General features: G+C 45.1%; 26 protein-coding genes. 14 read left to right on the top strand and 12 right to left on the bottom strand.

Translation table 11 applies throughout. From position 1 onward, the window contains the following. Window positions 1–43 precede the first annotated feature (43 nt). The 9 genes from Q1B11_RS01205 to Q1B11_RS01165 all read left to right on the top strand — a co-directional run bounded on the left by Q1B11_RS01205 (window position 44) and on the right by Q1B11_RS01165 (window position 5637). Window positions 44–232 carry a hypothetical protein gene (locus Q1B11_RS01205; RefSeq protein ID WP_299726112.1) on the top strand — a complete coding sequence of 63 codons (189 nt, stop codon included), beginning with the start codon at window positions 44–46 and terminating at the stop codon, window positions 230–232. A gap of 46 nt (window positions 233–278) precedes the next feature. After that, on the top strand, window positions 279–704 hold the full coding sequence (locus Q1B11_RS01200) for a DUF3301 domain-containing protein (protein WP_299726109.1): 426 nt from the start codon (window positions 279–281) through the stop codon (window positions 702–704). 417 nt (window positions 705–1121) lie between these two features. Further along, window positions 1122–1829, top strand: coding sequence for a hypothetical protein (locus tag Q1B11_RS01195; RefSeq protein WP_299726106.1), 708 nt, complete (start codon window positions 1122–1124; stop codon window positions 1827–1829). Window positions 1830–2097: 268 nt separating this feature from the next. Beyond that, window positions 2098–2337 carry a hypothetical protein gene (locus tag Q1B11_RS01190; RefSeq protein ID WP_299726103.1) on the top strand — a complete coding sequence of 80 codons (240 nt, stop codon included), beginning with the start codon at window positions 2098–2100 and terminating at the stop codon, window positions 2335–2337. A gap of 2 nt (window positions 2338–2339) precedes the next feature. Further along, the gene (locus tag Q1B11_RS01185; RefSeq protein WP_299726100.1) at window positions 2340–3335 is read left to right on the top strand and encodes a hypothetical protein; all 996 of its coding nucleotides are present in this window, start codon (window positions 2340–2342) and stop codon (window positions 3333–3335) included. A gap of 22 nt (window positions 3336–3357) precedes the next feature. Beyond that, a complete protein-coding gene (locus Q1B11_RS01180) occupies window positions 3358–3699 on the top strand; it encodes a hypothetical protein (RefSeq protein ID WP_299726095.1) in 342 nt (113 codons plus the stop codon). Between the two features lie 593 nt (window positions 3700–4292). After that, window positions 4293–4919, top strand: coding sequence for a recombinase family protein (locus Q1B11_RS01175; protein WP_366139425.1), 627 nt, complete (start codon window positions 4293–4295; stop codon window positions 4917–4919). Beyond that, the gene (locus Q1B11_RS01170) at window positions 4916–5263 is read left to right on the top strand and encodes a hypothetical protein (RefSeq protein WP_299726089.1); all 348 of its coding nucleotides are present in this window, start codon (window positions 4916–4918) and stop codon (window positions 5261–5263) included. Before Q1B11_RS01175 ends, Q1B11_RS01170 begins: the two co-directional genes overlap by 4 nt. Before the next feature lie 23 nt (window positions 5264–5286). Next, window positions 5287–5637, top strand: a complete 351-nt coding sequence (locus Q1B11_RS01165) for a hypothetical protein (RefSeq protein ID WP_299726086.1) — start codon at window positions 5287–5289, stop codon at window positions 5635–5637. A 173-nt stretch (window positions 5638–5810) separates the two neighbouring features. On the opposite strand, the gene Q1B11_RS01160 is transcribed toward Q1B11_RS01165, so the two are convergent. Then, window positions 5811–7430, bottom strand: a complete 1620-nt coding sequence (locus tag Q1B11_RS01160) for a recombinase family protein (protein ID WP_299726083.1) — start codon at window positions 7428–7430, stop codon at window positions 5811–5813. Between the two features lie 52 nt (window positions 7431–7482). Between Q1B11_RS01160 and yeiP the strand changes: the two genes are divergently transcribed. Beyond that, a complete protein-coding gene (gene yeiP / locus Q1B11_RS01155; RefSeq protein WP_299726080.1) occupies window positions 7483–8046 on the top strand; it encodes an elongation factor P-like protein YeiP in 564 nt (187 codons plus the stop codon). A 50-nt stretch (window positions 8047–8096) separates the two neighbouring features. On the opposite strand, the gene Q1B11_RS01150 is transcribed toward yeiP, so the two are convergent. Next, on the bottom strand, window positions 8097–8999 hold the full coding sequence (locus Q1B11_RS01150; protein ID WP_299726077.1) for a RhoGAP domain-containing protein: 903 nt from the start codon (window positions 8997–8999) through the stop codon (window positions 8097–8099). Window positions 9000–9366: 367 nt separating this feature from the next. On the opposite strand from Q1B11_RS01150, the gene Q1B11_RS01145 reads away from it, so the two are divergent. After that, window positions 9367–9906 (top strand): hypothetical protein, encoded by a 540-nt coding sequence (locus Q1B11_RS01145; RefSeq protein ID WP_299726074.1) that lies wholly within the window; start codon window positions 9367–9369, stop codon window positions 9904–9906. A 79-nt stretch (window positions 9907–9985) separates the two neighbouring features. Then, a complete protein-coding gene (locus Q1B11_RS01140) occupies window positions 9986–10594 on the top strand; it encodes a DUF416 family protein (protein ID WP_299726071.1) in 609 nt (202 codons plus the stop codon). Between the two features lie 12 nt (window positions 10595–10606). Here the strand turns inward: Q1B11_RS01140 and Q1B11_RS01135 are convergent, their stop codons facing one another. Beyond that, window positions 10607–11707 carry a hypothetical protein gene (locus tag Q1B11_RS01135; RefSeq protein WP_299726068.1) on the bottom strand — a complete coding sequence of 367 codons (1101 nt, stop codon included), beginning with the start codon at window positions 11705–11707 and terminating at the stop codon, window positions 10607–10609. Window positions 11708–11763: 56 nt separating this feature from the next. Continuing rightward, a complete protein-coding gene (locus Q1B11_RS01130) occupies window positions 11764–12132 on the bottom strand; it encodes a hypothetical protein (protein WP_299726065.1) in 369 nt (122 codons plus the stop codon). A gap of 209 nt (window positions 12133–12341) precedes the next feature. Here Q1B11_RS01130 and Q1B11_RS01125 point away from each other — a divergent pair, with 209 nt between their 5' ends. Then, the gene (locus Q1B11_RS01125) at window positions 12342–12539 is read left to right on the top strand and encodes a DUF2788 domain-containing protein (protein WP_299726062.1); all 198 of its coding nucleotides are present in this window, start codon (window positions 12342–12344) and stop codon (window positions 12537–12539) included. 13 nt (window positions 12540–12552) lie between these two features. On the opposite strand, the gene Q1B11_RS01120 is transcribed toward Q1B11_RS01125, so the two are convergent. Next, window positions 12553–14001 (bottom strand): DASS family sodium-coupled anion symporter, encoded by a 1449-nt coding sequence (locus tag Q1B11_RS01120; protein ID WP_299726059.1) that lies wholly within the window; start codon window positions 13999–14001, stop codon window positions 12553–12555. A gap of 104 nt (window positions 14002–14105) precedes the next feature. Between Q1B11_RS01120 and Q1B11_RS01115 the strand changes: the two genes are divergently transcribed. Continuing rightward, entirely contained in the window at window positions 14106–14756 is a 651-nt protein-coding gene (locus Q1B11_RS01115) for a pseudouridine synthase (protein WP_299726402.1), read from the top strand. A gap of 41 nt (window positions 14757–14797) precedes the next feature. Here the strand turns inward: Q1B11_RS01115 and Q1B11_RS01110 are convergent, their stop codons facing one another. The 7 genes from Q1B11_RS01110 to Q1B11_RS01080 form a co-directional block, all read right to left on the bottom strand. Next, a complete protein-coding gene (locus tag Q1B11_RS01110; RefSeq protein ID WP_299726056.1) occupies window positions 14798–15229 on the bottom strand; it encodes a rhodanese-like domain-containing protein in 432 nt (143 codons plus the stop codon). Between the two features lie 248 nt (window positions 15230–15477). Beyond that, complete coding sequence (locus Q1B11_RS01105; protein WP_299726053.1) at window positions 15478–16200, bottom strand: RNA polymerase sigma factor FliA; 723 nt, start codon at window positions 16198–16200, stop codon at window positions 15478–15480. A 2-nt stretch (window positions 16201–16202) separates the two neighbouring features. Then, the gene (locus Q1B11_RS01100; protein WP_299726050.1) at window positions 16203–17030 is read right to left on the bottom strand and encodes a P-loop NTPase; all 828 of its coding nucleotides are present in this window, start codon (window positions 17028–17030) and stop codon (window positions 16203–16205) included. Between the two features lie 553 nt (window positions 17031–17583). Continuing rightward, on the bottom strand, window positions 17584–19047 hold the full coding sequence (locus tag Q1B11_RS01095) for a sigma-54 dependent transcriptional regulator (protein ID WP_299726047.1): 1464 nt from the start codon (window positions 19045–19047) through the stop codon (window positions 17584–17586). 213 nt (window positions 19048–19260) lie between these two features. Next, a complete protein-coding gene (locus Q1B11_RS01090; RefSeq protein WP_299726044.1) occupies window positions 19261–20496 on the bottom strand; it encodes a porin in 1236 nt (411 codons plus the stop codon). Window positions 20497–20685: 189 nt separating this feature from the next. Further along, window positions 20686–24585: an ATP-dependent RNA helicase HrpA gene (gene hrpA / locus Q1B11_RS01085; RefSeq protein ID WP_299726042.1), complete on the bottom strand. Its 3900-nt coding sequence runs from the start codon at window positions 24583–24585 to the stop codon at window positions 20686–20688. A 191-nt stretch (window positions 24586–24776) separates the two neighbouring features. Further along, complete coding sequence (locus tag Q1B11_RS01080) at window positions 24777–26477, bottom strand: AMP-binding protein (protein ID WP_299726039.1); 1701 nt, start codon at window positions 26475–26477, stop codon at window positions 24777–24779. Window positions 26478–26668 lie beyond the last annotated feature (191 nt).

Here is a 26668-nt window from a genome sequence, read left to right as displayed (position 1 = left end):
AGCAACTTGAAAGGCAAAAGATATAACCCAGCCGGAGGACATTGTGCTTAACCCTCTGCACATGCTTGAGTACCTGGAATATGCAGGTATTGATATAAAACCCTTGATTGATGCCAGTGCCATCGAAAAAGAGTATCTGCGACAAATCTACCGCGTTGATTCCCGAGAGAAGGTGCTGGATAGAGAAGGAAAGGTCATCGGCAAGCCTAAGTGCCCGAGATGCCTTCATTGATCAACTGCCGCTTTATTCTCACTTTTTTTCAGCATAGAATGCCTCAATGGATGTATTACTCTGGCTGACCCTGCTTTTTCTCCTGCTCTATTATTGGTTTGATACCGCCAGAGCAAAAGAGGCCGCTGTCGTTTATGGCAAAAAGGCCTGTCATGATATGAGCGTTCAGTTTCTGGATGACTCCGTTGTTCGGTATCGTACCCGTTTCCGTCGTGGTTATTCTGGCCAAATGGTCTTCGAGCGTTTTTTCAGGTTTGAATACACGTTGAATGGCCAGGATCGAGTACAGGGGTTTATCCAGATGCTGGGTACACAACTCAAGCAGATCGATATTGATGACCCTGAAATAAAGCAGCGTTCTGACAATAGCCAGCATTCACCCCGATTGTTTTTGCACACTGAGGAATCCCATGCCGTACGCTCGAGAGCTGGCGTGTCTATTTGCAAAGAACTTCGAGAGGATAATAACTGAATAGATGGCTGTTGTCCTCTGGCTTTCGCCCCTCCGTCGCAGTAACGACTTTTCCACCACTGGTGGATAACTACTTTCCCTTCACCGCAGTAAAACCCAAGCCCTGCATCTAGCCCGATTCGATTCTGAATTAGAAATTTCTGTGAGCGTTTAAGACTGGATAATTCTGTCCGGTGCCCCGTATGGCTTGTTGCTGCATTCAAATTATTTGAACGAGAGTTCGCCTTGATTAAAGTTGCTCTATTGAACAGGGGATACTTCCCGAGAAAGTCGGAGCAAAGTATTCCCTTTACTGAAGCGATGCGGATTAGCTGTGCTTGTGCCTGCTGGCTCGGTGCAGGAGTGGGAATAGTCCCCTAAGTATCTGCTGTTGAATTTGATTTAAGACGCCTGAGAGGGCGTATACGGAGGTTTATTATGAGTGAGAAGAATGTACCAGCTAAGGCTAAATGGCTGACTGAGGAGCGTGTACGGGCGATTTATGACGCTCTGGTAGAGAATGCAGACCGGAAGCGAAAAGGGTACAAGACAAAGACTATTAACCAGATCGCTGAAGAGCATGGCACTACTAATAAGACTGTGCAGAAAGTGAAGAACGGGAGTCATCGAGTATTGCAGCAGATGCAGGAACGAGGCGAGCTGAATTATCAACCGCTGGCTATGGTCGGGAATCATACACAGAGAGCAGAGCTGTATAGGGAATCTACTATGGCAGACCTGAAGCGTATGGTTCGAGCTGGGTTGATTACTAAGGAAGCCAGTAAGGAAGCTGCCAAGGAGATTATGACTGAGTATAACCGCTTGTGTCGTATGAGTCTGTACCAGAGACGGAAGCAAGCCCCTGAAGCCATTGCGAGAGCTAAGGCAAAGATGCGGAGTCTTGAGGGTATGGCACGTTCTGAGGAGCTGAAGAAAGAGATGCGGAAGGAAGCCCGACAGAAAGCGTACTGTAAGCGGATTGAGAATGTAGCCGCTAATCTGGTGACTGCTATTGCTAAGGAAGAGATTAGCCCGAAGTCTGCTAAGAAGATGATGTTCTCAAAGTTCAGAAAGGAAGAAGCCCAAAGCTATTGGGATACAGCTGTTGAGGTACTGGCTGAGCAAGGGATTGAGGTTGCTTGCTGAGAGTGATTGGGCTACAGGGCTGAGAAGCCCAGAGAGTAGCCCCGCTCTTGGGATTCTGGAGCGGATAGAGATAAAGTGTGACACCTTGAAAGCTCGACAGACCAAGAGCCGCAAGGGATTGCGGGGATTCTGGAGTGAGATATACCCCTCTAATTTCCCTTAAGTGAATTGTCTTTCAAATACCCCAAATCTGGGGAGTTTAAACCCCGCAAATTTGCCTGTATTTAACAACCACCTTTTACACCTGATTATCAGGAGAAGATTTATTATGTCTACACCAAAGAACAAGACAGAGTTCAACCAACTTATAAACGAATATATACAGATGGCTGTTGAAGCTGCAACAGTTGCATGGAAAGAACAGAACGTACCGCACACTATTTATTTCTCTCATTTTAAGAAGAGACTGAAAGAGGTGCAACCTACATGGAGTGATGAACTTATTATCAGGGTTGTAATAGCAGCTACTAACACTTGGGAGCAGCTTAATCCGATAGAGGAGGAATGAAGGTGACAACTATTCGTAAACGATGCAGTAATAAGGAGTGCCGTAAACAATTTAGAACCACGGATAAAAGAAAGAAGTATTGCACTGAATGTAAGCCCACCAGCAAAGCAAATAGAAAAGAGTTAGAAAGAAAACAGAAAGCTAAAGTTTGTATTAGGTGCGGTAAACCCACCAGCAAAGGAGCAATCTTTGAGGGAAAGAAACGTATCTGTGAGGAGTGCCAGCTTGAGAATAACTCTATTGTGCTTACTGTTTATTATAAGGCAGAAAGATATGGAACTACCTGTTGCCTTCCAGAGTGGGGAGATGTACTCAACCTAATTGAAGAAGTCAGAAATCAAAATAAATTCTGTTATGTTTTGACCTTTACAGAAGAACAGCAGGAAAAGCTAGGACTAAAGAAGAGAGCTTTCTATATGCCGGGTGATGTTCACCTATGTCATGCTGTTTCCTTCAAAGCTGGAGGGAAGCTCCAAAAGGAGAATATATTCCCGTGGCCTGCTAAAGACAATCAAGGATTTAAAGAAGATCATAGCCGAGTGCTGGAACCTTTGATAAATACTCTTGGAGAAGTTACGCCGCAGTCTGTTAATAGAGAGATGCGTGTAAGGTTTGGCGATAAATGGCTGAAGTTGATTAAGTCAGGAAAGATTAAGGCTGCTGCTAGCAAGAACTGGAAGAAGGAAATTGAACCAGCTATAGGGAAAGTATTCACAACTAAAGAACAGGCTGTGAAGGATGTAATAGCAAAAGGAGGAAAGCTCTATAAGGATGGAAGTAGAAAGGCTTTCTTTGATGCTTACATTCAAAAAGAGCTTATGAGCTATTGGCAACTTGTTAATCACAGGTTTGATTATGGCGTTCCGGTTCTGGACTTACCGCATGAGGTATTAGGTTTTCAGAATGAAGAGGGTCAGCCTGTTAAATGGGCTGAGAAAGAATGGACTGTTGCAATTCACAGAGAGAATGCACAGAGATATATAGAGCTGGTGGCTTAAGCCAGCTCAAAGGAGGTTAATTGTGTTGGAGTTTATTGGTACAACTTTTGAAGTTAAAGGAAAGAAGTTAAATGTAACCGCTGCAATGAGAAAGAATGCTGCTGAGATGCTGGGTGCTCTTATTTATGCTGAACCTGAAGTAGTTAAAAGGAGACAGGATGCTTTGCTATGGGCTACTGAGAATCACGGTGCAGGAAATAAATATAAGGTTCCGCTGCTTGCTTATGCTGGGTACTGGAATTATAGACGTTTGTGCAAAAGAGAGATGAAGCCGAGAGTCGGAATGATGGACAATTACGCTCGGAGTCTTGTAGCCCTGCCGAGAGCTGATGATATTCTTGATTCAATCGAGAGCCGATTGTAAGCCTGCCGCCTGCATAAGCACCTTTCTAAAATTCTGCTGGAAATATTTCTGAGGTCTGCACTCTTGGTTTGTTCTGAGAGTTCGGAATCTATCAGGTTATCTTGTACTTGCCCAAAGCTGGCTGTCCCCGTATGCCGACTAGCCGCTACTTGTTTCTGAGTGGCGGTGGGTATTGCTTGGTTGTCTGGCTGGTGGCTGGATAGTCGAGAACAAAGCAGGAGGATAGTAACTGAATAATCGCTTGTGTCATTTGGGTATAATCTAGTGACACGTGTCATTACTTAGAGAATAGTGTGTCATTTAAGTTGACTTTGATTTATGACACAGTAGAATGAATCACATCTTAGATGTATATGACACACCTCATAAAGATACAAGGAGAGAGAATGACACAAGTTAAGACACAGAGCAGAGAGACAGCTATCAGAATGCAAGACTTAGCTGAAGCACTGGAAGCTAAGACAATGACTCTGAAGGATGTTAAGGCTATTGCTGCTGAAGAGTTCCCAGAGCTGGGAATACATAAGGGAAGATGCACCAGAGAGATAGCGTACAACGTACTTAAGAATAATGCTGAAGGTATCTTTAAGAAGTTGGAGCAAGGAGAGCCAGCCAAAGAAAGCACCAGCAAGCCAGAGCATAAAGGACAGCAAGTAGCTTATGTTAGGGTGTCTACTGTCTTGCAGAATACAGATAGGCAGTTTAACGGGCTGAATGGAAAGATGAGCTTTGATAGGACTTTTACTGATAAAGCCTCTGGTAAAGATGCGGATAGACCAGCACTCCAAGAAATGAGAGAATATGTACGCTCTGGCGATACTGTGAATGTATGGAGTATTGATAGACTGGCTAGGAATCTGGATGATTTGCGGGAGCTGGTTAATAGCTGGCTGGCTGCTGGTATCTCTGTCAGGTTTCATAAGGAGCAACTTTGCTTTGATGCTCAGGCAGAGGGACAGGCTAAAGCAATGCAGGTAATGATGCTCTCTATGATGGGTGCATTCGCTGAATTTGAACTTGCTATCAGAGCTGAGAGGCAGAAGGAAGGGGTAGCCATTGCTAAGGCTGCTGGGAAGTATAAAGGTAGACAAAAGTCAGTGGATAGACAGGCTGTGCTTGATCTGCTGGAAGCTGGCAAGGGTGCTACTGATATTGCTAAAGAGTTGGGCATAGGTCGAAAGACTGTTTATAGGATAAAGGCTGAAGTGGAAGCAGTATGAAGTATTTAGAAAAGCTAGCTGTTGCTGGTACTCTGGTAGCTGGTTTGTCGGTGCAAGGGGCTGTAGCTGGGACGATTATTGATTGCAAGGAAGTTAAAACAGGTGAGGATGCTAGCTTTTATATTGCTGATGATGGCTGGCAGATTACTCATGAGGTGCGGGAGGGAAAGAAGCACATCGGTAGTATGTACAAGATTGTTGAGAGGTCAGAAGAAGGTATACGGGCGAAGTACCAAGGGAAAGAAGACAGAGAACTTGTGTTTAATAAGGAAGGAAACTTTATCGTAACAGTCAAAGGCCAGAACAAACACTATCAAGAGTGTGACGTTTCAGGATCTTACTAAGGATTTATTGAAGTAGAAGAATAATGAGCAAGAAGTTTAAAATTGTAATTGGTAGTTTGTTTGCTGTGCAAATGGTTGTTAATGCTGGAGGCTTTATCCTGTACAGAGAAACTATCAGGAAACTAGACAGTGAAGCGATGAGCATATATAAGGCTACCTCTTCCGGTGATAAGAATACAAAGCTTGAGCTTAACTCTGAGTACAAGAGTGAGCTTGAGTGGTTGACTTATAGGTTTAATGAGCATTTATTGTGGTCGCATAATGAGCGAGCTTTGAGGAAGTTCTCAACACTGGATGAAACTACTATCAAGTTGATGGTAGATCAGAAGGAAAGGGAGCTGAGAAAGTATCCTGATATTAACCTGCACGATTAAAAAGAATGGGGCTACAGACTGAAGTCAGAAGTAGCCCCGCTCTTGGTATTCTGGTGCTCTTTTGTGACGAGCTGTGACACCTTGAACTGCCCATACCCCTTGTGGCTCTAGGAATGGAGGCGTATTTAGGAGCGAGGTATACCCCTCTAGTTTCCCTTAAGTAAAACCTGCCGTTAGGCTGCTGTTTCCTCTGGCTGCATTCTCTCAGATTCACTTTTCAGGCTGGAATTTAAATCACTAATATCCTTGTGTATTAGCCGAATTGTTCCAGTACTGCCGCTCTGTTTCTTTCTGTAGTTAATTGCCTCTGCCTGCTGGCTGGTGTGCTTGCTGGTTAGTACAAGTCTGTACTTCACTTCAGAGTCGTCCTTGTTTACTTGTAGTCCTATAGTTGAGCAATGACGGTGCAGTAAGGCTCTGGCTGTAATTCTATTGTCGTCTGTTATCCCGTTGATGAAGGCTGCTGCCTGCTGTAGGTCTGAATCGCTCTGTGCTGCGTTCTGGGCGGCTTTCTCCTGTTGGAGTAGTGCTAAGTCGGCTTGTGCCTGCTGTAGCTCCTGAGCCGCTGCTGTGAGTTTCTGCTGTATAGCGGGGACAGTGCCAGAGTCCACCAGCAGGAGCGTACTGGTGAGGCGTTCTGTCTGATCTTGGAGGCGTTCTATTTCGGATTGCTTGAGCTGGATTGCATCGGCTTTAGAGTTGTCCTCTGAGCTGCTGTATACGCCCTGTATCAGCCTTTCGAGTGCCAGTAGTGCATAGCCTTCAGCCTCGTAGTACGGCACAGAGGGAGCCTTACAGGTTCCTTCTCGGAGCGATGCCCGACAACGGAGATAATGTTTGTAGCCTGCCCTTGTCTTGTACCTGCTGTACTGTAGCGAGTAGCCGCAATGGTGACACTTGCCAATGCCAGTAAAGACAGAGTTACAGTTACCCGCTGCTGAGCCTGCCAGCTTTGTATTAGCTTTCCTCTGGGATTGCAGGAGGTTGAATTGATCCTCTGTTAATACTGCTGGATAGCAATCCTTGATTAGTCCTTGCTTACTCTGCTGGTGGCCGCAAAGAGCGGGAGACTTTATATACTTTGATATGGTTGTCTGGAACCAGTATTGATTACCTGTTCTGTTATTGGTTCCAGAGGTAAAACCCTTTGTACCTTCAGAGTTAAGTAGCCCTGCTATCTTCTTGCAGCCGTAGCCAGACTGATAAAGCTTTATTATACGTCTGAGTATTGCTGTCTTCTCTGGGTTGAGGCTGAAGCCTTCAGAGGTTTTATCTAACCATGCTGGGTAGCTCCTGCCGTAGACTTGCCCTTGCTGGTATTTCTGCTGATACGCTGCCTTGATACGGTCGCTCTTGATCTGACTTTCTTCTCTGCCTCTTGCCATTACTGAGAGGGAGATTATTAGTTGTGTCCAGTTGTCATTAACTGACGAGGCAGAATAGACCTGCTTATCGGATAAGGTGTGAAGTTCACAGCCTGCGTTTATTAGTTGCATGAAGACGGCTAGAGCGTCGGTTATGCTGGCTCTGCTTATTCGGTCTAGGGATTCAACCACTAAAGCACAGGGAGTTTGTACCTTGCCTGATTGGATAGCTTCAAGAAAGGAGCCGAGAGCCGCTGTGCTTTGAAGGTTCTTCTTGTGGTAGCCGGATAAGCCTACATCTTGCAGGGACTCGATAAGGTTTAGCCCCTTCTCGGTGCAGTAGGTTTCAGTCTGCTGTAGCTGTCTGGCTATGCCTGAGCCTTTAGCTTGTTCTGGTGTTGAGATACGGAGGTATGAGTAAGCTTTCATTCTGATATAGTACGCTGCATAGATTTCAGTTGTTATAAGGAGTTATGCAAATATGTATGCTAGAGAGCTGAAGAGAGGCCAGATCGTATCCATTGATGGCCTGTATTATCAGGTTCGTCTGGTGGAAGCCAAAAGCCCTTCTGCCCGCGGTGCCCAGACACTGTATAAAGTGCGTTTCAATGCTGTACCCGGTGGCCAGAAACTGGAGCAGACATTAACCGGTGATATTCTTTTAGCGGATGTTGATATGCAACGCCGTGGAGTCACACTGCTTTACCGTGAAGGCGATGAATGCACCTTTATGGATTCTGAGGATTACAGCCAGTATCTGGTGAATGCCAGCACCATTGAAGAGCAGTTGCTTTATATCGCTGATAATGCAGAAGGGATTGTTGCTTTGCTGGTTGAAGGTCAGCTGTTGTCTATCGATTTACCGGCTTCTGTAGCGCTGGAGATTGTGGATACCACTCCGGGCATTAAAGGGGCTTCGGCTGCAGCCAGAACCAAGCCTGCAAGGCTAAGTACCGGCCTTGAGGTTCAAGTGCCTGAGTATTTGAGCAATGGTGAAGTTATAAAGGTGAATACTGAGACTGGGAAGTTTATGTCCCGGGCTTGATAATTAAAGCGTTTCTCAGACTTTATTATGTTGAGAAACGCTTTTGCTTTTTATGCTTTCTGACGTATCTGATTCAGAAATTCAACAACATTCTCTATTGTTTTAGGATTTTTAAGGCTTTTGATGAAAGAAATCTCTTCTGTTGGTCTAAGTCCTCTATCATCATAAAGACTGGCACCAATGGAAATAACCAGATTATCCCCATTAACAACTTGAGATCCCTTGGAATGATATTTATCCGCCTTTTCAGCAAATTCTGCCAGCTGTTGAAGCAATAACTGTTGGTATTTGGTTTTTGAATCAAATATTTTATTTGTAGTGTCCTTCACCGTCTCTGGTGTAGAATCTCTAATTCTATCAAAATCATTCATAGAGAGTATCTTTTCATCCTTAAGAATTGATTTGAAAGCACTAGAGACTGCATGAGGTTGAGTACTTTTCAAATACTTGGCATCCAATTCACCGCTCTTGGCTTTCTCTTTTATAGAGTTAATATCTTTTACTGTTCCTGGTTGTCGAAAAAGATTTTCTGTTAACTCCGATAATTTTTCATTAAGAAAACTAGACATTGTACTTAAAGATCGAAGATCCACTTTATAATCACTAACAACCTGATAACTAGACAACTTTTTTTCAGTTAACGTTTCCTTTGCTTTTTTAATACAATAGCTTTTCAAGGAGTTGGGAAGCCTAGTGGTACTTTTTCCCAGATATAGTTTGATACCCTTCCGGACCACCTTCTCTTTTATCCATTGTTTAGGGCTATCTCGAAGCTCAACCTTTAAAGCAAGAAAATCACTCACATACTTAGCATTTTTGGTAACATCATTGGTAAAATGTTTTTGACAATACTGTTCAGTGACAGAGCATCCTAGCTTATCTTGACCTGCTGCTTTATTTAACACTTCCTTTGAATAACCAGTACTGCTGACACCATTACTATTTACCTCCATAAGAATAACTCCTATCCATGTGAGTACACCTTTATTTATACGACATAAAATACATTTCAAACATTATTATTTAGTCGAACATCACCCATACGCACACCAACCTTTGCTTCATTACTTTTCCCGAGTTAAACCCAACACGCTGTTTCCAAAAGCATTTTTCAAATCCAACCTTATACCTTTTTTGAATATAATACTTTGGTTTCAAGGAGTTATTACGAAAAGACCATTAGAATTAAATTTGTAACACGACATTCTTTACCGATTGAAGGATATCTAATGGAACGAATTTTCCATACAGCTATCTCATAGAAATGACATCGGAGATAAAACCAACGTAACTGTGAACGATATATTTAGGAAGGACGCCATGAATATTACCAACCCAGTGAAATATATCATCCATACGCTATGTCTTGCATGGGCGATTACCCACGCAGTCACTCTCCATGCAACAACGCTTCATTCAGAGCCTGTTTCGTCGCTGGAGTATTACACTCCCTACACCCACGGGCTTGCTGACAGCTCAACAGAGATGCCTGAAATAAGCGCCCAGACAACCGGCGCCAACAACAAGCACAATTTTTTCAGGCGAGAAAATAAACGTAACTCTGAACGTGCGGGCTCCTTTGTCTACAAGTCAATCGACGATCCTAATAAGGTAATAAACCAGACTGTCGGCACTGTGCTTCTTTATGGGCTTGATGGGATCGGGCTTGGGGAGAGTGTCAGGGAAGGTGTTGAATTCATCAAAAAGAACACCCGCTACTCTTTTGGCGATTGCGCTGACCTGAAATTGAACCCCGGCAAACTCACTGCTACCAGCTGTATGGCAGATGGTGGTAACGTTGAACTGAATTCCGATTACGACTTCGACGCTGTCAGTGTAAAGTTTCGTTGGCCTTTATAATAAAATTTTGCCGATCATGAAAAAGTGACTGAAGAAAGGTTAAAATAATGCTTGCTTTAACTTACCTCGGAAGTCACATTTGAACACCCGCAGCCTATACTCACAATTCCATCGACAGCTCCAAACGTTCTCCTCATTGCAGCTGACCGCTATCGCCAATGCAGTCACAGAAAGAGCATGGCCCAACTTCGCCCTATTTTGTGAAATCACCGAGTTTGGAGAATCAGCTGAACTACGCCATTGCCTTGATATGCTCTGGGACTTCGTTGCCGGTCTTCAATCATCAAAAAATTTTGAACGCCTGCTTGAACGGCTGGACGAACAATCACCGTCACCAGACGATTTTGACATCTTTGGCGTGGAACCAGCCCTGGACTTTACCGTCGGCCTTCACTGCACAATCAACTGTGCAATGAAAGCGTCTGTTGATGAAGCCGCCAGCGCACTAACCGTATCGTTAAGCACCATCGGCAAATTTATCAAGTATGCGGAAGCGGAAGATCTGAACGGTACGGAACTATCCCAATACATCGAAAATCACGAGCTTTATCAGGTACAGCTGGACTTCATCCATGAACTGATCACTATGATCAGTGATCAGCCCACGCCTTCAAAAGCACTTTCAAAGGAACTTAAAATATTCTCAGCCAATGACTGTATCAGCCAGCTGGGTATCAGTGTGGACTGATAAGTTTCCTCATCAACGTCCAATATTACCCATAATATCTCGAAGCAGGTTGTATATTCTCTGCTGGGCGTTAGACATAGCTTCATAGTTCTGATTGTAAGTCTGCATTGCCCGCTGCAACTGGACTGTTTGCAGCTGGCTACTGCCGGTCAGGTTGTCTCTGACATTGTCTAACGTTGTCCTCAGTGCACCCCAGGCGGCTGGTGTCAGGTCTCCATCGCCAGCAGGGTCACTGAAAGGAACGCCCAATTCAGTCAGAATATCTTTCTCCCGTTGGGTCAGTATGGGTCTTCCCTCAGAAGTAAACTCACCAGCAACCGATCCGTTAAAGGCCAGTTTGCGGGCAAAAAATCCATCAATGGTTTCCCCATCATGGGTTGCGGTTAGATCGCTGACATTTTTACCATTGTATTCCCAGTTATGGAGGCCCCCAGATTCATACAGAACGTAGCCGTCGTCACCGGAGTTGCTGTCATGGGCATAGCCGTTGAGATCAGGTGAAGGTATTGTCGGTGTGGTGGTATTTACATCGGTTATCCACAACCCCTGATTTCTTCGGGTAATAACAACTTGAGAAATATCATGGGTACCCCCGGACAAATCATCAGGATCAAGACCGCCGGTGGCGTTTGGAATTAATGAAATTTCAGTACCATCTTCCAGTAACAAGGTCATCCTTTCCGTGACAGGAATACCCACCTCTAATGCATCTACGGTCGTTCCACTAGGCACAGGAATTAATAATTGATTCCGATAAATCAGCTGATTGCCCATTGCATCCGATAAAACAAAGGATGAATTTGAATCCCCATCTTCACTGAATTGAAGGCTATAACCATTTTCCAGCGTGATATTGCTACCATCCACGCTCCAGGTATTACTGGCATAGTCAGCAGCACCAAACTGCGCCACATTTGACTTGGCAATCATGCCATTAATGGCATCAGCCGCTTTGTTACTGACATCTATTTCATCGATAATCCGCCGGACTTCAGTATCCAGCATCTCGCCTCTTTCCAGATACACAGCGGCAATAAAATCCTGCTGGCTCATTTCCAAAGGGTTTAGGGTACGAACGCCGTTGTTCGTTGTTACGCCGCGAATTGGATCCATACTGTTCTCATCCCTGAAAACTGTTTTTGATTAAATGGCTGACCGTGACTGTGCTGCTAAACAAAACCAGAACGTTTCTTCTTTACCCGCTGGCCTTTTACCACATCGTTTTCCTGCTTGAGTAAGCGCCGGCCAAGTGCCATATCCTTTCGCTTTTCATCGGCTGCCTGCTTCATATTACTTTTCAGCTCTGAATGAAAGCGAAGAAGCTCTTCACGAGCCTTCTGCCTTTGCTTGGCAGACCAATGGCCGCTATTAATAAACGCTCTCAGTTTTTCTCTGTCCATACCGCCTTTTTCCATAAACTCTTCCTGCTTTGCCAGCATTTTTCTGGCACTTTCAACAACGGCCTGAGATTCAGCCATGACTACTGAAGAGGTTTTCTGTAATTTCCGAACATCCACAAGTTTCAGTGTTATCGGCATTGTACCCTCCGTTGTCCTTATGCGTTGCCCTGATGGAAACTCTCTGGATACCTTTATCGGTAAATCTTCACATCTATATAGGGGCTATTAGCGTTTCATTGACTACTCAGCGGGGCGTAACAGCAGGAGAATGACTTTACTTTGAAGGGAAACCCGATAATCTTCACCGGATAAAAGTAAGACACAGCTAAATAGCGAGCAGAATAAAGATGGATGTAGCCGAGTTCGAAGCCCTGATGTTACCAGTCCTCGTGGGTGGGCTTGTACTGTTCATGGCCTTTATCGTTTATGACCTTGCCAAAAAGTCCAATGCTGGAAAATGGGGTACCTTTGTACTTTTTGGCGCACTGGGTCTGGGAGTGCTTGGGTTTTTGATAAAGACCGTATTGGTGGAATTTGTTCTTTAAATGATCGGCACCTTCACAGATAGCCCAGCCATTCCAGCCACAAAATGCCTGGGCCAAGCCATATGGACAAATAGAGCAGGCTCATGATGATACCGGCAAACCACCAACAGCCCAGAGAAACATAACCCGCTCCGAATAAAATGGGGGCAGGGCCATTACCGTAGTGAGTGATCACTCCACACAAACTACTCATAAATGCCAGCATCAGTGCGCCCCCCAACGGCGAAATGCCAGCGGCGAGAATGATCAGCAGAAAGCTGGTATACATTGCACTGATCTGTGCTGTGGCCGCGGCAAAAAAATAGTGAAACAGGTAATAAATCACACAAAGCATCAATAGGGTCATACTTGCTGAAAAGCCGGAAAATAATCCTCCTACGTGGTCACATGTGAACTGCACAACACCATAAACGCTGAGGTAATGAGCCATGGTGATAAAGGCGCCAAACCAGATCATGGTATCCCAGGCACCTTTATTGCCAATCACGTCTTGCCAGTCCAAAACGCCTGTAAGAATCAACAAACTCACACCTAGCATGGCTACCAGCGTTGGCACAACACCAAAGCCTGACCCGAATACCCAAAGCAGTAAAAGTACGATGAAGGTAACCAGCATGATCCACTCATCCCGTTTTAATGGCCCCAGCTGAGCCAGCTTCTCTTTTGCGAGACTGACCGCTCCTGGTGTTTTTGTCATCTCTGGAGGAACCAACTTATAAAGTGCCAAAGGCATAATAATCAGACTGATGATACCGGGTACAATGGCCGCCAAAGCCCAACTTCCCCAGGTAATCTCAATTCCCTGACTGCCCGCCAAGCTTAGAATCATTGGGTTGCCCGCCATTGCCGTTAAAAACATGCCACTGGTAATGGCATTTCCATGAAAAACAACGAGAGTAAGAAACCGACCAAGACGATTTGCCGTTGGCCCTGGGTGGCTGTCATAGATATGGGCAATTGACTTCATAATTGGATGAACAACGGCACCCGCACGGGCAGTGATGCTTGGCATGGCAGGTGCAAGAAGCAAATCCGTAAGTGTTAAACCATAAGCCAGAGTCAGCGTGCGCCTGCCAAGAATACGCATAAAACAATAGGCTATACGCATTCCAAGACCCGTTTTAATAAATCCATGAGAGATAAAAAAAGCCAGTACTGATAACCAGGTAACCGGATCGCCATAGCCCGACAACGCTTCCTTAATTGACAGTGTACCTGTCAGGCCCAGAACAGTTAGCCCAACCAAGGTTACTGCTGACATCGGTGCCGGTGCCAGCATCACACCCAACAATGTTGATAAGAAGATAATCAACATATGCCAACCGAGGTCATCCAGCCCTTCTGGAGCGGGTAATAACCAGAAGAAAAGACCAAGAGAAAAGGGAATCAAATAACCCGATAGCACTTTAAAATTGATTTTTTTTGTATCTGTTTCTTCGCTACCTGCTGCTGACTGCCTCACAATCTGTCCTTCTCGTGTCTGATATTATGAAGGCAAAGTCTAGTAGAGGTCTGGTTATACACTTATAATTCCAACTCTGTTTATTCATTATGCCTTCCCTGCCAATGCACCTACCCAGTAAAAAACAGCCAAAACGGCCCGGTCAATCACCCAGATTGTTTCTGGTCAATAAACCCTATGGCGTGTTGACACAGTTTACGGATCAGGATGGTCGCCAAACGCTGAAGGACTTTGTTGATATTCCGGGTATATACCCTGCGGGCAGGCTTGACCGTGATAGCGAAGGTTTGCTGCTTCTGACCAATAATGGTCAATTACAAAATCTGATCAGCTCGCCAAAACACAAAATGCCAAAAACTTACTGGGTACAAGTTGAAGGGATTCCTGATGAGGCAAGTTTGGAAAAGCTGAGACATGGTGTGATTTTAAACGATGGTCTGACCTTGCCAGCAGAAGTAGACATTATTGAGACGCCTGCCGTCTGGGATAGAAACCCACCCATCCGGGAGCGGAAATCGATTCCTGATTGCTGGCTCCAACTCACCATTAAGGAAGGTAAGAACCGTCAGGTAAGAAGAATGACGGCAGCGGTGGGCCATCCAACTCTTCGGCTTATTCGTGCCAGAATTGGTCCCTGGGATTTGAATAATTTGGAACAGGGGATGTGGAGAGAAATCGAAGTCCCAAAAGATATGATAGAAGTAATTACAAAATACAAACATCAGGCACAAAGAAAAAAGCCCACTTATCAATAAAGTGGGCTTTCAGTAAAACACGTTATCAACTGATATTACTTTTAATACACTCTTCCATTTTTTAGAGACACAGGATAATCCAAAGCTAACCAGGAAAAGTAACCATCCCTGAGGAAGAAAACCCGTTCATATCCCCACAAGGCTGCCAAGTAGCTGCCTATCGCACCTCTCATGTGATAAGTACTATTCCCATAAATAACAATTGGGGTTTCTTTATCAAGTATCCCGGGAACCAATAGCTGACGAAAGCTGCCTCGCAAATCAAGATGTTCCGAACCATCAATATGGCCGTATTTCCATTGCTTTACCGGCCTGACATCAATAAAAAGAGCGCCAATATCGTGAAGACGTTTGGCCTGATGGGTATTAATAGTAATGACACCGTTGATTTGCTCTGGTGCCTCATCTTGCGCAGCAACATTTGTGGATAACAGAAAGCAAACTATCCACAGGGGTAAAAAATTCCATTTCATGATATGCGGATCCATTATTAAACAACACTAATTAAGAATTATATGGAGCTAAGACCCGCCTACTTGGAACGATTAGGATTTAAAAACTCAATGTTCAAAGCAATGCAGCATATAAGCGGCATATATTCCTCATCACGGCCAGATTCCGAAGATTCTTGTCAGAATTAAAGATGAATTACACCAGCCACTGAAGGACCGACAGAAAAATGCCTGAGGACTAACTAAGGGCTAAAAAGCCAACCGAGTAATTAACTCAGCCAGCTTTGCAGCTTGCCTCTAAGGCGTAAGGCAGCCTGTGAGTGAATCTGACTGACACGGGACTCACTGACTCCCAGTACTTTCCCAATCTCTTTCAGATTCATTTCTTCGTTGTAATACAACATAAGCACCAGCTTTTCCCGCTCTGGTAACTTATCGATAGCCTCTACAAGGGCTGTTTTGAACTTATCTTCCTGTATATCCCCTGATGGTCCGCGATCACCAGAGCGGGCCTGCATTCTGGACTCTTCGCTATCGAAAAGCTCTTCATAGCTGAAGAGACGGCAACCTCTTAGATCACTGAGAATGGTGTAGTATTCATCAATCTTCACATCCAGCTCTTTTGCCACTTCCGAATCTCTGGCATCCCGCCCTAATCGAGCTTCAACCACCTGGACAGCTTCAGTAATCTTGCGACTGTTTCGATAAACAGATCTTGGACCCCAATCCCCTTTACGAATTTCATCCAGCATCGCCCCGCGAATACGGATACCGGCAAACGTCTCAAAGCTGGCCCCCTTATCCGCATCGTACTTCGAAGCAGCTTCCAGCAAGCCAATCATTCCAGATTGAACCAAATCATCAATCTGAACACTGGCCGGCATCCTGGCCGCCAGATGATTAGCAATTCGTTTTACCAGAGAGCGGTGATTGGTCACCAACTCATCCATATTTATGTTCTTTTTTTGTATGTCCTGTGCAGTCAACGTCATGATTAGATCCTCTCCTTGATCCTGTCAGACATAAAGAATTCAATACGGCCTTTAGGCTCAGAAATTGGAAGCTTAGCCAGTTGATGTCCTATCCGGTGAAACGCTCTTGCTGCACGACAATCATCATTGACTGTCAGCAGAGCCTTCTGCTGCTGCGTTGCTTCACCCACTGCTTTATCAAATGGTATAGCGCCCAGAAAACTGATCACTATTTGTTTGTCGTCTTTAATAAGTTCCTGCAGTTTTTCAAACTGTTTGGCTCCGCCACGTCGACTACTTACCAGATTCACGACGATGAAAAACTGGTGAACATTGAAAACCCGGTATAGAAGTCGAATCTGTTTAACAGCATCGACAACAGAAACATCTTCCTGACTGATTACAATAATGACTTCGGTGGCTGCCTGAATAAGTGTTACATTATCCGGCGCCAGCCCAGGTGCAGTATCAACAACCAATGTATCCAGTTCTGACTCAAGAGCATCCATGCCCTGGATCAGTTCGACCGCTTTAATAGTCTGGATACTGTCCTGCCACTCGCCATCTTCCATCGGTGTATACAGTCTTACACCAGACGGCCCATCCTGTAATCCCTTATGCTTTTCTTCAATCGTAGAGAACAGCAAATTCGACGACAATAGATCTCTATTATTCTTTTTATTTACTCCAAGAGTAAACTCAACATCAGGAACAGAAAGATCACCATCCATAAGAACGACACGTTGTCCAAGCTTAGTCAGAGCCAGGGCCAGATTAACTGCAACGACGGTTTTTCCAACACCACCTTTACAACCTGAAACCGCAACCACTCTCTTATTTACTTGCGTCATCATTCTCACTTGAATTTTCTATGGTTTAAAAAAACGCATATATAAAAACGACATAGTTTATATATCAATGTGCATGCCAATTTTGTTTCAACACCAAGAAATACAACCATAATCAACGCCAAAAACCAGCAAACTCGTAACTTATTGTTTTTTATGTACTTATAATTATCAATTTCTTTTCAATTTCGTTATTTTTTTGACATAAATTAAATTTCGGTAACCCAAGGAAAAACTTGAGGGTTTTTTCGCTCTCGCCAAAGATAGATATTTGACAGTGTCACTATATAGTGACGTTAATTCGTCGTTTAATATTTTAAAAAAGATGAAATACAGCGGGAAAAACAATGGAAACAAACAACCAATATTGAGAAACACCTGAAAATCAAAAAACCGAAAAACCGAAAAACCGAAAAACCGAAAAACCGAAAAACAGAAAAACAGAAAAACAGAAAAACAACTAGACCAACAAAAACAAAAAAAAACCCTATCTCTAAAAATAAAACAAAAAAAATGGCTACCAATTGGTAGCCATTAAATTCAAGTCAAAACTTAATCAGTCTTTTACCGCTTCCTCATAACGCTGTAATCCATACTTCCTCATTTTTTCAACCAGCGTCGTTCGTCTAATTTGTAGTTTATCTGCTGCTCTGGCAACAACACTATTACAATCACTCAACGCCTGCTGAATCAGACTTTTCTCCAGCCGAGTTAAATATTCTTTTAGATTTAAACCACCAACTGGTAGAACGGCTAAATCTTCAGAAGAGGCCGTACCTGCTGGTTGAATACTATCAGGAAATAAATCAGCAACCCCATCGTCATCTTGATTCATCATATCAAGATGACGGAAGCTGTCTGGTAAATCCTGAACACCAATAACCCCGTACGGATACATTATGGCTAATCTTTCCAGTAAATTGGCCATCTCACGAACATTGCCAGGCCAATCATGCCGACACAGAGACAAAATCGCTGCAGAACTTAGTCGAATAGAACCACGCCCCTGTTTTTCCATATTGTGCGTCAATTCATTGATCATCAGAGGAATATCTTCAGGGCGTTCTTTTAGCGAAGGCATTTCAATAGGGAATACATTTAATCGATAATAAAGATCTTCTCTGAAGCTACCTTCAACAATCATTCCCTCCAGATTTTTATGGGTGGCGGCGATAATTCTGACATCCACCGCAATAGGCTCGGTACCACCAACACGTTCAAACGTTCGTTCCTGTAAAACACGAAGAAGTTTTACCTGCATATGGAGTGGCATATCACCTATTTCATCAAGAAACAGAGTACCACCCTGAGCCAGTTCAAACCGACCTTTTCTGGTCGTTACAGCCCCCGTAAAGGCGCCTTTTTCATGCCCGAAAAGCTCACTTTCCAGAAGATCTGTTGGAATAGCACCACAATTTACCGGTACAAAAGGTGCGCTTCTCCGGTGGGATTGCTCGTGTAAATTTCGCGCAACGACTTCTTTACCTGTACCAGATTCACCGGTGATCAAAACATTGACATCACTTTCTGCCACCTGCGCCATGGCAGATCGAACCTTGCGAATTCGCTCACTTTTCCCCACAAGACCACGGAAAAGCTGAACCTGTTGAGTATAACCAGTTTGATGTGCCTGCTTCCATTGCTCACGGTATACCTGTCCATAATGCAGACTGGATAAAAGCTCTGGTTTGCTGCAAGGCCATTCAACTCTGGAGATAATCTGTCGGGCTAATGAATTAGGAAGGTTACTTGGAAGGTCATCGGCAATTCGGACAACAGGCACCCCGCCACACCAGTTTTGTATTCTGGAGAGCATACCTTGAAGGGAGCTTTCAGCCTGAAGAAAATCACCAAGAAAAAGTGCAGAAAAAGACTCAGGAGGATACTCACTAACCGTATCCTCCCAATAGACCGCACCAATTGCGACGGCTCGATAACCCATAAACTGCAGTATTGTGCTCAGATCATGACGGCGAGATTCGATATCTTCAATGATCAGTACCTGTTCAGCTGTTTCCATAAGACGACGATCCTTGTCATCCAGTAAGTTAGTACAGCGTAGATACAAATATTCTGAATTAAACTACCTCTTTATATTTCAGTAAAGATGCAAAAAAACTTTACGTCAAATTTTTGTTTATTTTTTATTTCGAAAAAATATAAAACTTTTTCTTTCAGATCATATAAACACAAAAAAGCCCCGATGTGAAATCGGGGCTTGATTTAAATCAAATCAGAAAACGTATTGAATTCTACCCACCAGTGCATCGCCACTATCATCGGCATTAGCCACGTTTTCAATAGATGCATGATTATCAACCTGTCCAGTCACGTAATTCATACTCGCCCGTACATTCTTGGTTGGAAAGTAATTAACGCCTAATGTATAGCTTGAAGCTTCTATATCTTTCCCATTAAGTCCTTCAGATACTGCACTACCAGCATCCACGTCCATTACCGTATAACGAGCAAATACCTCCCACTGGCCACCTTTTGGCTTACTGAAGCTGCCTTTCTTATAAGAACGCTTACCGCCATCAATCATGTAAGAGATTTCTCCATAATAACCGCTGAGTTCTACATCTGAATTGGCATCTTTGGAGTCAATTTCTCTTTTGAGGTATTCAGCCTGCAGTTTCAATGACTGCATTTGGAATGCGGCTTCAAGGGCATATTCCGTATCACCGCTGACATTAGATACATCGCCAAACAGATCCACCTTCTCACCTTTTTTGATACCGATCCGGTCACTTCCGCTGGCAGATCCCATATCCGGATTAGCATCGAACAAGCTAAAGCCAAGATGCACTAGCATATCGTCGTTCATAATAGGAGCGTAGGTGCCTCGGAAGGAATAACCCATGGTATCCATGTTGTCATTGTCTTCTTCCTGATACCCCATATTCATCAAGGTAAATTGTGCCGTGTAATTTTTAGCGACACTGGACACCCCAACGCCATAGTCATTGCCATCACCGCCCTGCATAAAGTTATAGATGAAAGGTCTTTCAATGGCAGTAATCCAAGAGGAACTGGTGGAATCCTCAAGGCCAAAATCCAAATCCCAACGGCCAACTTTTAAATTGATCGGCTTGAACCCTGTGTAAGCGATATACGCATCATCCAGCTTGATGGTGTCGTCTTTATTTTTCAGTTTCAGTGCGTACTTCCAAGTGTTATACGCCTTACCACTGAATTTCACCTCGCCTCTACGAATATAGGAGGTCTGGCCATCTCGCTTTTCATCAGCAGACGGCATGCTCTGCCCATAAAGCCCATCGTAACTGGTAATATCCCACTGCAGCTTCCCGCTGACTTTAAAGGAGAAATCGCCATTTTCCGTTTTCAGCTGCAGCCCACCATTCTTGGTGCTGACAATGATGTCTTCACCTTCCGTTTTTACTACACCGGCATTGGCTTGAAGAACAATCCCCATTCCCAGAAACAGAGCAATTGGCTTGAGTTTCATGTTGAGCACTCCCACTTGTAGTTATTGTTGATGCCATATCAGCACAGCCTGTTGGCTGCTTCCCCTTGGCATTTTTTGAATACTGCGGAAGGTATCTTGTAGGTTGGGTATGTCAGATTCGTTAACGGGAAGTGAACGTTTCGTTGCAAAAAAAGCCCTTTTGATGACAAAAGGGCTTTTAAATCAGGATTACACCTCTTCAACCTCCTCCCATAGTTTCCGGAGTCGTTTATCAGAAACCGGGAATCGAGTGCCCAATTGCTGAGCAAACAGGGAGACTCGATATTCTTCAATCATCCAGTAAAACTGCTGAAGATTAACATCGACGATTCTATGCTGAGCATGTGCTTCCTGTCGTTTTTCATACTTCTGCTGAAGCATTGCCAACTCTTCAGTCCAGGCTCGGTCTTTATTCACCTGGGCAGGTAATTTTTCAAACCGGGTTTCCAACGCCTTAAAGTACCTGGGATAGTGAGTCAGCCACTCCATTCCAGCATCTGCCATAAATCCCGGGCGCAACAGCCTTTGCAAATGCTGTTTGATATCCGCCAGAGCCAAAGCCCGATCAAAGCTGATCTTGCCTTTTAACTGTTTACTGACTCTCTGCCCAATTTTGAAGACTTCATTGATGATGGGGTCAATCTTCTCAGCAAAGGGAACAATGTCGCCTTTTCGGCTTTCCAACAGCTCAACAAAGGCCTCGCGATTCTTTGGCAACGCCTGACTTTCTCCCAGATACACAGCACTGATGATCAAATTTTGCAGATCATCTTCCAGCTGGTTCTGATTCATCAGGTTGGTCGCCAGCAGCTTGGTTTCTTTCAGCCCTTTCATCTTGCTCAAAGCAAATTTTAACTGCGTAGACAGCCGAATTCTTAGCAACCTGGTCAACCCTTTTCTATTCTCAGCCTCCGCCAACGCGGGGCTTTCAAACAGCTGAACCGCCACAGAATCCTTTTGATCCACCAAAGCCGGGTAAGATTTCAACACCAAACCACCGGCTTTTCGGGTGATTTCGTGGGGCAACTCACCACAAGTCCAATCCAGTAGGCCTTCCTGCTCCACGTGGCTTTTTGACAACTTACGGATAGTCTCTTGAGCATGATCAGCAAACTGCTTTCGCAGCTCATTCAAGTCTCTGCCCTGACCAATCATGTCACCGTCGTCATTAACGATGCGGATATTCATCAATAGATGTTTATCCAAACTCTCAGTCTGCCAGTGCTCTTCAAGAACCCGTACACCGGACATACGCAGCAACTGTCGTCCGAGCATCTCCGTCAATGGCTCATCACAGGCGGTCAACGATTCCAAAGCGCCATTGACAAAATCCGGAACCGGCACAAAATTCTTCCGCACCGGTTTCGGCATGGCACGAACCAATGCCACGCACTTATCAAACAGCATTCCGGGTACCAGCCACTCCAGACGATGTTTGGGCAGCAATCGCAGTGCTTCCACAGGAACAGTCAGAGTGACACCATCATCCACCTCACCCGGCGCAAAATGATAACTGAGCGGTAACTCCAAGCCTTCAAAGCGGAAGCGATCCGGGTACCGGTTAACCGTCACATGCTCTGCGTCGTGTTTCATCAGATACTCTTTCGTTAGAAAGAGTATCTGTGGCTGTTTACGCTCAACATCCCGCCGCCATTTTTCAAAACCGGCACCATTACTAATCTCAGCAGGAATTAATTCATCGTAAAACTGATACAGCGTCTCGCTGTCCACCAGAATATCCCGTCGACGGGACTTGGCTTCCAGCTCATCCACTTCTTCAATTAATTCAAGATTGTGCTGCTGGAATGGGCCTTTGGAATCAAAATGCCCTTCGACCAGGGCCTCGCGGATAAATATTTCTCTGGAAACCACCGGGTCAATCAGCCCGTAATTAACTTTACGACGGCCGACCACGATCAATCCGTAAAGCGTGACTTGCTCGAAAGCCACCACCTGGGCACGTTTCTTTTCCCAGTGAGGTTCAAAGTAATTGCGTTTCACCAAATCCGTAGCCAGCGGCTCTATCCACTGGGGCTCAACTTTGGCATTGGTGCGGGCAAACAATCTTGAGGTTTCTACCAGTTCACCGGACATCACCCATTTTGGTTTGCGCTTATAAAGGGTCGACGCCGGGAAAATCCAGAAACGACGATTTCTGGCACCCATGTAATCCGCTTCATCATCCTTATTGCCCAGCTGTGATAAAAGGCCAGACAGCAACGATTTATGCACATCACCATAACTGGCAGGGGTATCATTAAACCGGAACTGAAGGTCTTTACAGGCTAACGTCAGCTGTCGATGAAGATCACGCCATTCACGCATCCGCATAAAAGACACAAACTGCTTAGTACAGTATTTGCGAAGTTGGTTTTGCGACAATTCCTGTCGCTGCTCTTCATAGGCTTCCCAAAGGTTCACATAAGTCAAAAAGTCAGAGTCATCGTGGTAAAACTCACGATGCCGTTGATCTGCGGCTTGTTGTTTGTCTTGAGGTCGTTCTCTTGGGTCTTGCGCTGCCAGGGCACTGACAATAATCGAGACTTCATGAACTGCATTATTTTTGTTCGCCTCGATCAGCATCCGCCCAAGCCGTGGATCAACCGGAAGCTGGCCAAGCTGTCGACCTACCGACGTTATACGACGATCTTTACCAACAGCGCCCAGCTCCTGTAACAACTTGAAACCGTCGTTAATCGCTTTGCTGTCTGGCGGATCAACAAACGGAAACGCGGCAATATCTCCCAATCCCATACGCAACATCTGCAGTATAACCGCTGCAAGATTGGTGCGCAGAATCTCGGGGTCCGTAAACTCTGGCCGGGACAGAAAATCCTCTTCGGAGTAAAGCCGGATACAAATACCTTCCGACACACGGCCACAACGGCCTTTCCGCTGATTAGCCGATGCCTGAGAAATCGCTTCAACCGGCAGGCGCTGAACCTTGGAGCGTACACTGTAACGGCTAATTCGAGCGGTACCCGGATCAATCACATAGCGGATACCCGGAACTGTCAACGACGTTTCTGCCACGTTGGTGGATAAAATCACACGACGACCAGAGTGTTCCCGAAAAATACGATTCTGTTCAGCCGCAGAAAGTCGGGCATAAAGCGGTAAAATCTCGGTATGGGCGAGCTTGACATCTTTGAGAAACTGATGGGTTTCACGAATATCCCGCTCACCACTGAGAAAGACCAGAACATCCCCCAGTCGTTTACCCTTTCCAGATCGTTCAAACCCGTCAATGTCTTCCAGGGCAGCCAAAATACTTTGCTGTAGTCGCTGATCAGCATCCCGTCCTTCCAGCTCAAGATCTTCCATTGGGCGGTAAAGGGTTTCGACAGGATAGGTACGACCAGACACTTCGATCACGGGTGCATTATCAAAATGCTTTGAAAAACGATCTACATCGATGGTGGCAGAGGTGATAATCACCTTAAGATCAGGACGCTTAGGAAGAATCAGCTTGATATAGCCCAGCAGAAAATCAATATTCAAGCTGCGTTCGTGGGCTTCATCAATAATCAACGTGTCGTATCGATTCAGGAACCGATCATTCTGAATTTCGGCCAGCAGAATACCGTCGGTCATCAATTTGACCAGTGTCGTATCCGTAGAATGATCCGTAAAACGAACCTGATAACCTACCTGCTCGCCCAACGTTCCACCCAACTCTTCCGCAATTCGAGTGGCAACAGAACGTGCAGCAAGGCGGCGAGGCTGGGTATGTGCAATGGTTCCGAAAATACCGCGCCCGGCTTCCAGGCAGATTTTAGGAAGCTGAGTGGTTTTACCCGAACCGGTTTCACCGGCAATCACAACGACCTGGTGTGACTGAATGGCTTTAGCAATATCCGCTTTTCGATCAACAACCGGCAGTTCTTGTTCATAGCGAACTTCCGGCATAGCAGCCTGACGTCGCTCAACCAGATCAATAGACGACGCAATTTTATTGCTTATCTTTTCCAGACTCGCTTCATCATTCTGTTTGATTCGACGCAATTGCCCCCGCAACCGGTAGCGGTCACGCAGCATGCACTGCTGAATGGATTGGCGAAGTTGTTTGTCGGAAAAGCCGTCACTCAAGCCGGATACTCCAGTAATTACATCGTGATGGAAAAAAGCGACCGGAAATGGTCGCTTCTATTCTTTAGGTAAGCGGCATTAAAACGTACCACCGTTCGTGCTGAGCCTGTCGAAGTGCGTTGCTACAATCCTTCGACAAGCTCAGGATGAACGAATTATCTCGTATTTTTTCTTGCCCCCTATCCGCTTACTTATACGTCAATCGTATAGCGATTAACGTTTACGAACGCCAGTTCTTCGTCACGCAGCTGACGATGGAGAATTTTCCCCACACTGGTGGTTGGCAGTTCGTCACGAAACTCAACCAGTCTCGGGATTTTATAGCCGGTCAGATTTTTCCGGAAGAATTGAATCACTTCTTCGCTGGTCAAATCCGGGTTAGTGGATACCACAAACATCTTAATGGCTTCACCCGATCGTTTATCCGGCACGCCAATTGCAGCGCATTGAATTACATCTGGATGAGCGGTCAATACATCTTCGAGCTCATTAGGATAAACGTTAAAACCAGAAATGCAGATCATGTTTTTCTTACGATCAACAATCGTGACATAACCTTCTTCATCAATATGAGCAACGTCACCGGTCTTCAGCCAACCATTAATCATCACTTCAGCAGTGGCTTCTTCACTCTGCCAGTAGCCCTTCATCACGTTCGGACCTTTGATGCACAACTCACCAATTTCACCCATCGGCAAATCGTTATCATCACCATCAATGGTCTTAAGCTCACAGGAAGGCACTGGCAAACCAATGGTTCCCAGTTTGATTTTGGCCAGCGGGTTGATGGTCACTACCGGAGATGTTTCGGTCATGCCATAACCTTCACAAACACGACAGCCGGTTACTTGTTCCCAACGTTCCGCTGTATCCAACTGTAAGGCCATGCCACCGGAGATGGTGTTTTTCAACCAGGAAAAATCCAACTTACGAAACGCTTCCTGATTCATCAACCCAACAAACAACGTGTTTAAACCAATAAACATGCTGAAAGGCTTGCCGGTCAAGTCTTTAATAAACGACTTCATATCCCGGGGATTGGTGATCAACATATTGTGTGCGCCCAGAAGCGTCGCCACCATGCAGTGCACTGTAAAAGCAAAGATATGGTACAGCGGCAAGGGCGCAATAATCAGTTCTTCGCCTTCTTTCAGGTTGCCGCCCACCAGCGCCTTAACCTGAAACATATTACTCAGAATATTCTTGTGGGTTAGCATCGCACCTTTTGCCACACCCGTTGTGCCACCGGTGTACTGCAGTATAGCGACATCGTCGTTTTCTCGACGGGCATCCACACAATGATGAAGTGCACCGCGGCGCAGAACCGCATTGAACGACACCGCACTAGGCAGTGAGTATTCTGGCACCATTTTCTTAACATGGCGCACCACAAGATTGACAACGGTGCGCTTAATAACAGGCAGCATATCGCCAACCTGAGTGACAATCACATGCTTGATGGCTGTTTTGGACAACACCTTTTCAGCCATATTGGCCATGTTCGCCAGAACCACCAGCGCTTTCGCGCCAGAATCCCGGAATTGGTGTTCCATTTCCCGCTCGGTATACAACGGGTTGGTGTTCACCACAATTAAGCCTGCACGAAGAGCGCCAAACACCGCCACCGGAAACTGCAACACATTAGGCAGCATAATGGCAATACGGTCACCGGGGCGCAAATCAGTATGGTTCTGCAGATAGCTGCAAAAGTGTCCACTGAGTTCAAACAGACGACTGTAGGTCAGCTCGTGGCCCATATTGCTGAACGCTGGTTTGTCAGCAAACTTACGGGTACTGTATTCCAGAACATCGATAATTGAGCGATACTGCCCGACATCAATGGTTGCAGGAATGCCTTCCGGGTACTTGTCTTTCCAGAATCCGGCGATCATGGAATCAGCCTCCTGCATCCCTGATGAAGCTGTAAAGGTATTAAACTAGCTCGCAAATTGTTTGACCTGTCGTTTATAACAGTGGTGTTCACTAGGTGAAAAAATGAGGCTGAGATTACCAGTTTTCTGGCTTTGCTGGTAGACGACTAGTGGAAAATAATACCAATGGCGCTTTTAAATTTTGGAGTGAG

The sequence above is a fragment of the uncultured Endozoicomonas sp. genome, assembly GCF_947495845.1.
Classification (GTDB): Bacteria; Pseudomonadota; Gammaproteobacteria; order Pseudomonadales; family Endozoicomonadaceae; genus Endozoicomonas.
This window is presented reverse-complemented; position numbering and strand designations above follow the sequence as displayed.

Excerpts from the sequence above, each read along its gene's own strand:
- Q1B11_RS01200 (WP_299726109.1), top strand. The coding sequence starts at position 279 with ATGGATGTATTACTCTGGCTGACCCTGCTTTTTCTCCTGCTCTATTAT.
- Q1B11_RS01195 (WP_299726106.1), top strand. The coding sequence starts at position 1,122 with ATGAGTGAGAAGAATGTACCAGCTAAGGCTAAATGGCTGACTGAGGAG.
- Q1B11_RS01190 (WP_299726103.1), top strand. The coding sequence starts at position 2,098 with ATGTCTACACCAAAGAACAAGACAGAGTTCAACCAACTTATAAACGAA.
- Q1B11_RS01170 (WP_299726089.1), top strand. The coding sequence starts at position 4,916 with ATGAAGTATTTAGAAAAGCTAGCTGTTGCTGGTACTCTGGTAGCTGGT.
- Q1B11_RS01165 (WP_299726086.1), top strand. The coding sequence starts at position 5,287 with ATGAGCAAGAAGTTTAAAATTGTAATTGGTAGTTTGTTTGCTGTGCAA.
- Q1B11_RS01160 (WP_299726083.1), bottom strand. The coding sequence starts at position 7,430 with ATGAAAGCTTACTCATACCTCCGTATCTCAACACCAGAACAAGCTAAA.
- yeiP (WP_299726080.1), top strand. The coding sequence starts at position 7,483 with ATGTATGCTAGAGAGCTGAAGAGAGGCCAGATCGTATCCATTGATGGC.
- Q1B11_RS01150 (WP_299726077.1), bottom strand. The coding sequence starts at position 8,999 with ATGGAGGTAAATAGTAATGGTGTCAGCAGTACTGGTTATTCAAAGGAA.
- Q1B11_RS01145 (WP_299726074.1), top strand. The coding sequence starts at position 9,367 with ATGAATATTACCAACCCAGTGAAATATATCATCCATACGCTATGTCTT.
- Q1B11_RS01135 (WP_299726068.1), bottom strand. The coding sequence starts at position 11,707 with ATGGATCCAATTCGCGGCGTAACAACGAACAACGGCGTTCGTACCCTA.
- Q1B11_RS01130 (WP_299726065.1), bottom strand. The coding sequence starts at position 12,132 with ATGCCGATAACACTGAAACTTGTGGATGTTCGGAAATTACAGAAAACC.
- Q1B11_RS01125 (WP_299726062.1), top strand. The coding sequence starts at position 12,342 with ATGGATGTAGCCGAGTTCGAAGCCCTGATGTTACCAGTCCTCGTGGGT.
- Q1B11_RS01115 (WP_299726402.1), top strand. The coding sequence starts at position 14,106 with ATGCACCTACCCAGTAAAAAACAGCCAAAACGGCCCGGTCAATCACCC.
- Q1B11_RS01110 (WP_299726056.1), bottom strand. The coding sequence starts at position 15,229 with ATGAAATGGAATTTTTTACCCCTGTGGATAGTTTGCTTTCTGTTATCC.
- Q1B11_RS01105 (WP_299726053.1), bottom strand. The coding sequence starts at position 16,200 with ATGACGTTGACTGCACAGGACATACAAAAAAAGAACATAAATATGGAT.
- Q1B11_RS01100 (WP_299726050.1), bottom strand. The coding sequence starts at position 17,030 with ATGACGCAAGTAAATAAGAGAGTGGTTGCGGTTTCAGGTTGTAAAGGT.
- Q1B11_RS01095 (WP_299726047.1), bottom strand. The coding sequence starts at position 19,047 with ATGGAAACAGCTGAACAGGTACTGATCATTGAAGATATCGAATCTCGC.
- Q1B11_RS01090 (WP_299726044.1), bottom strand. The coding sequence starts at position 20,496 with ATGAAACTCAAGCCAATTGCTCTGTTTCTGGGAATGGGGATTGTTCTT.
- Q1B11_RS01080 (WP_299726039.1), bottom strand. The coding sequence starts at position 26,477 with ATGATCGCCGGATTCTGGAAAGACAAGTACCCGGAAGGCATTCCTGCA.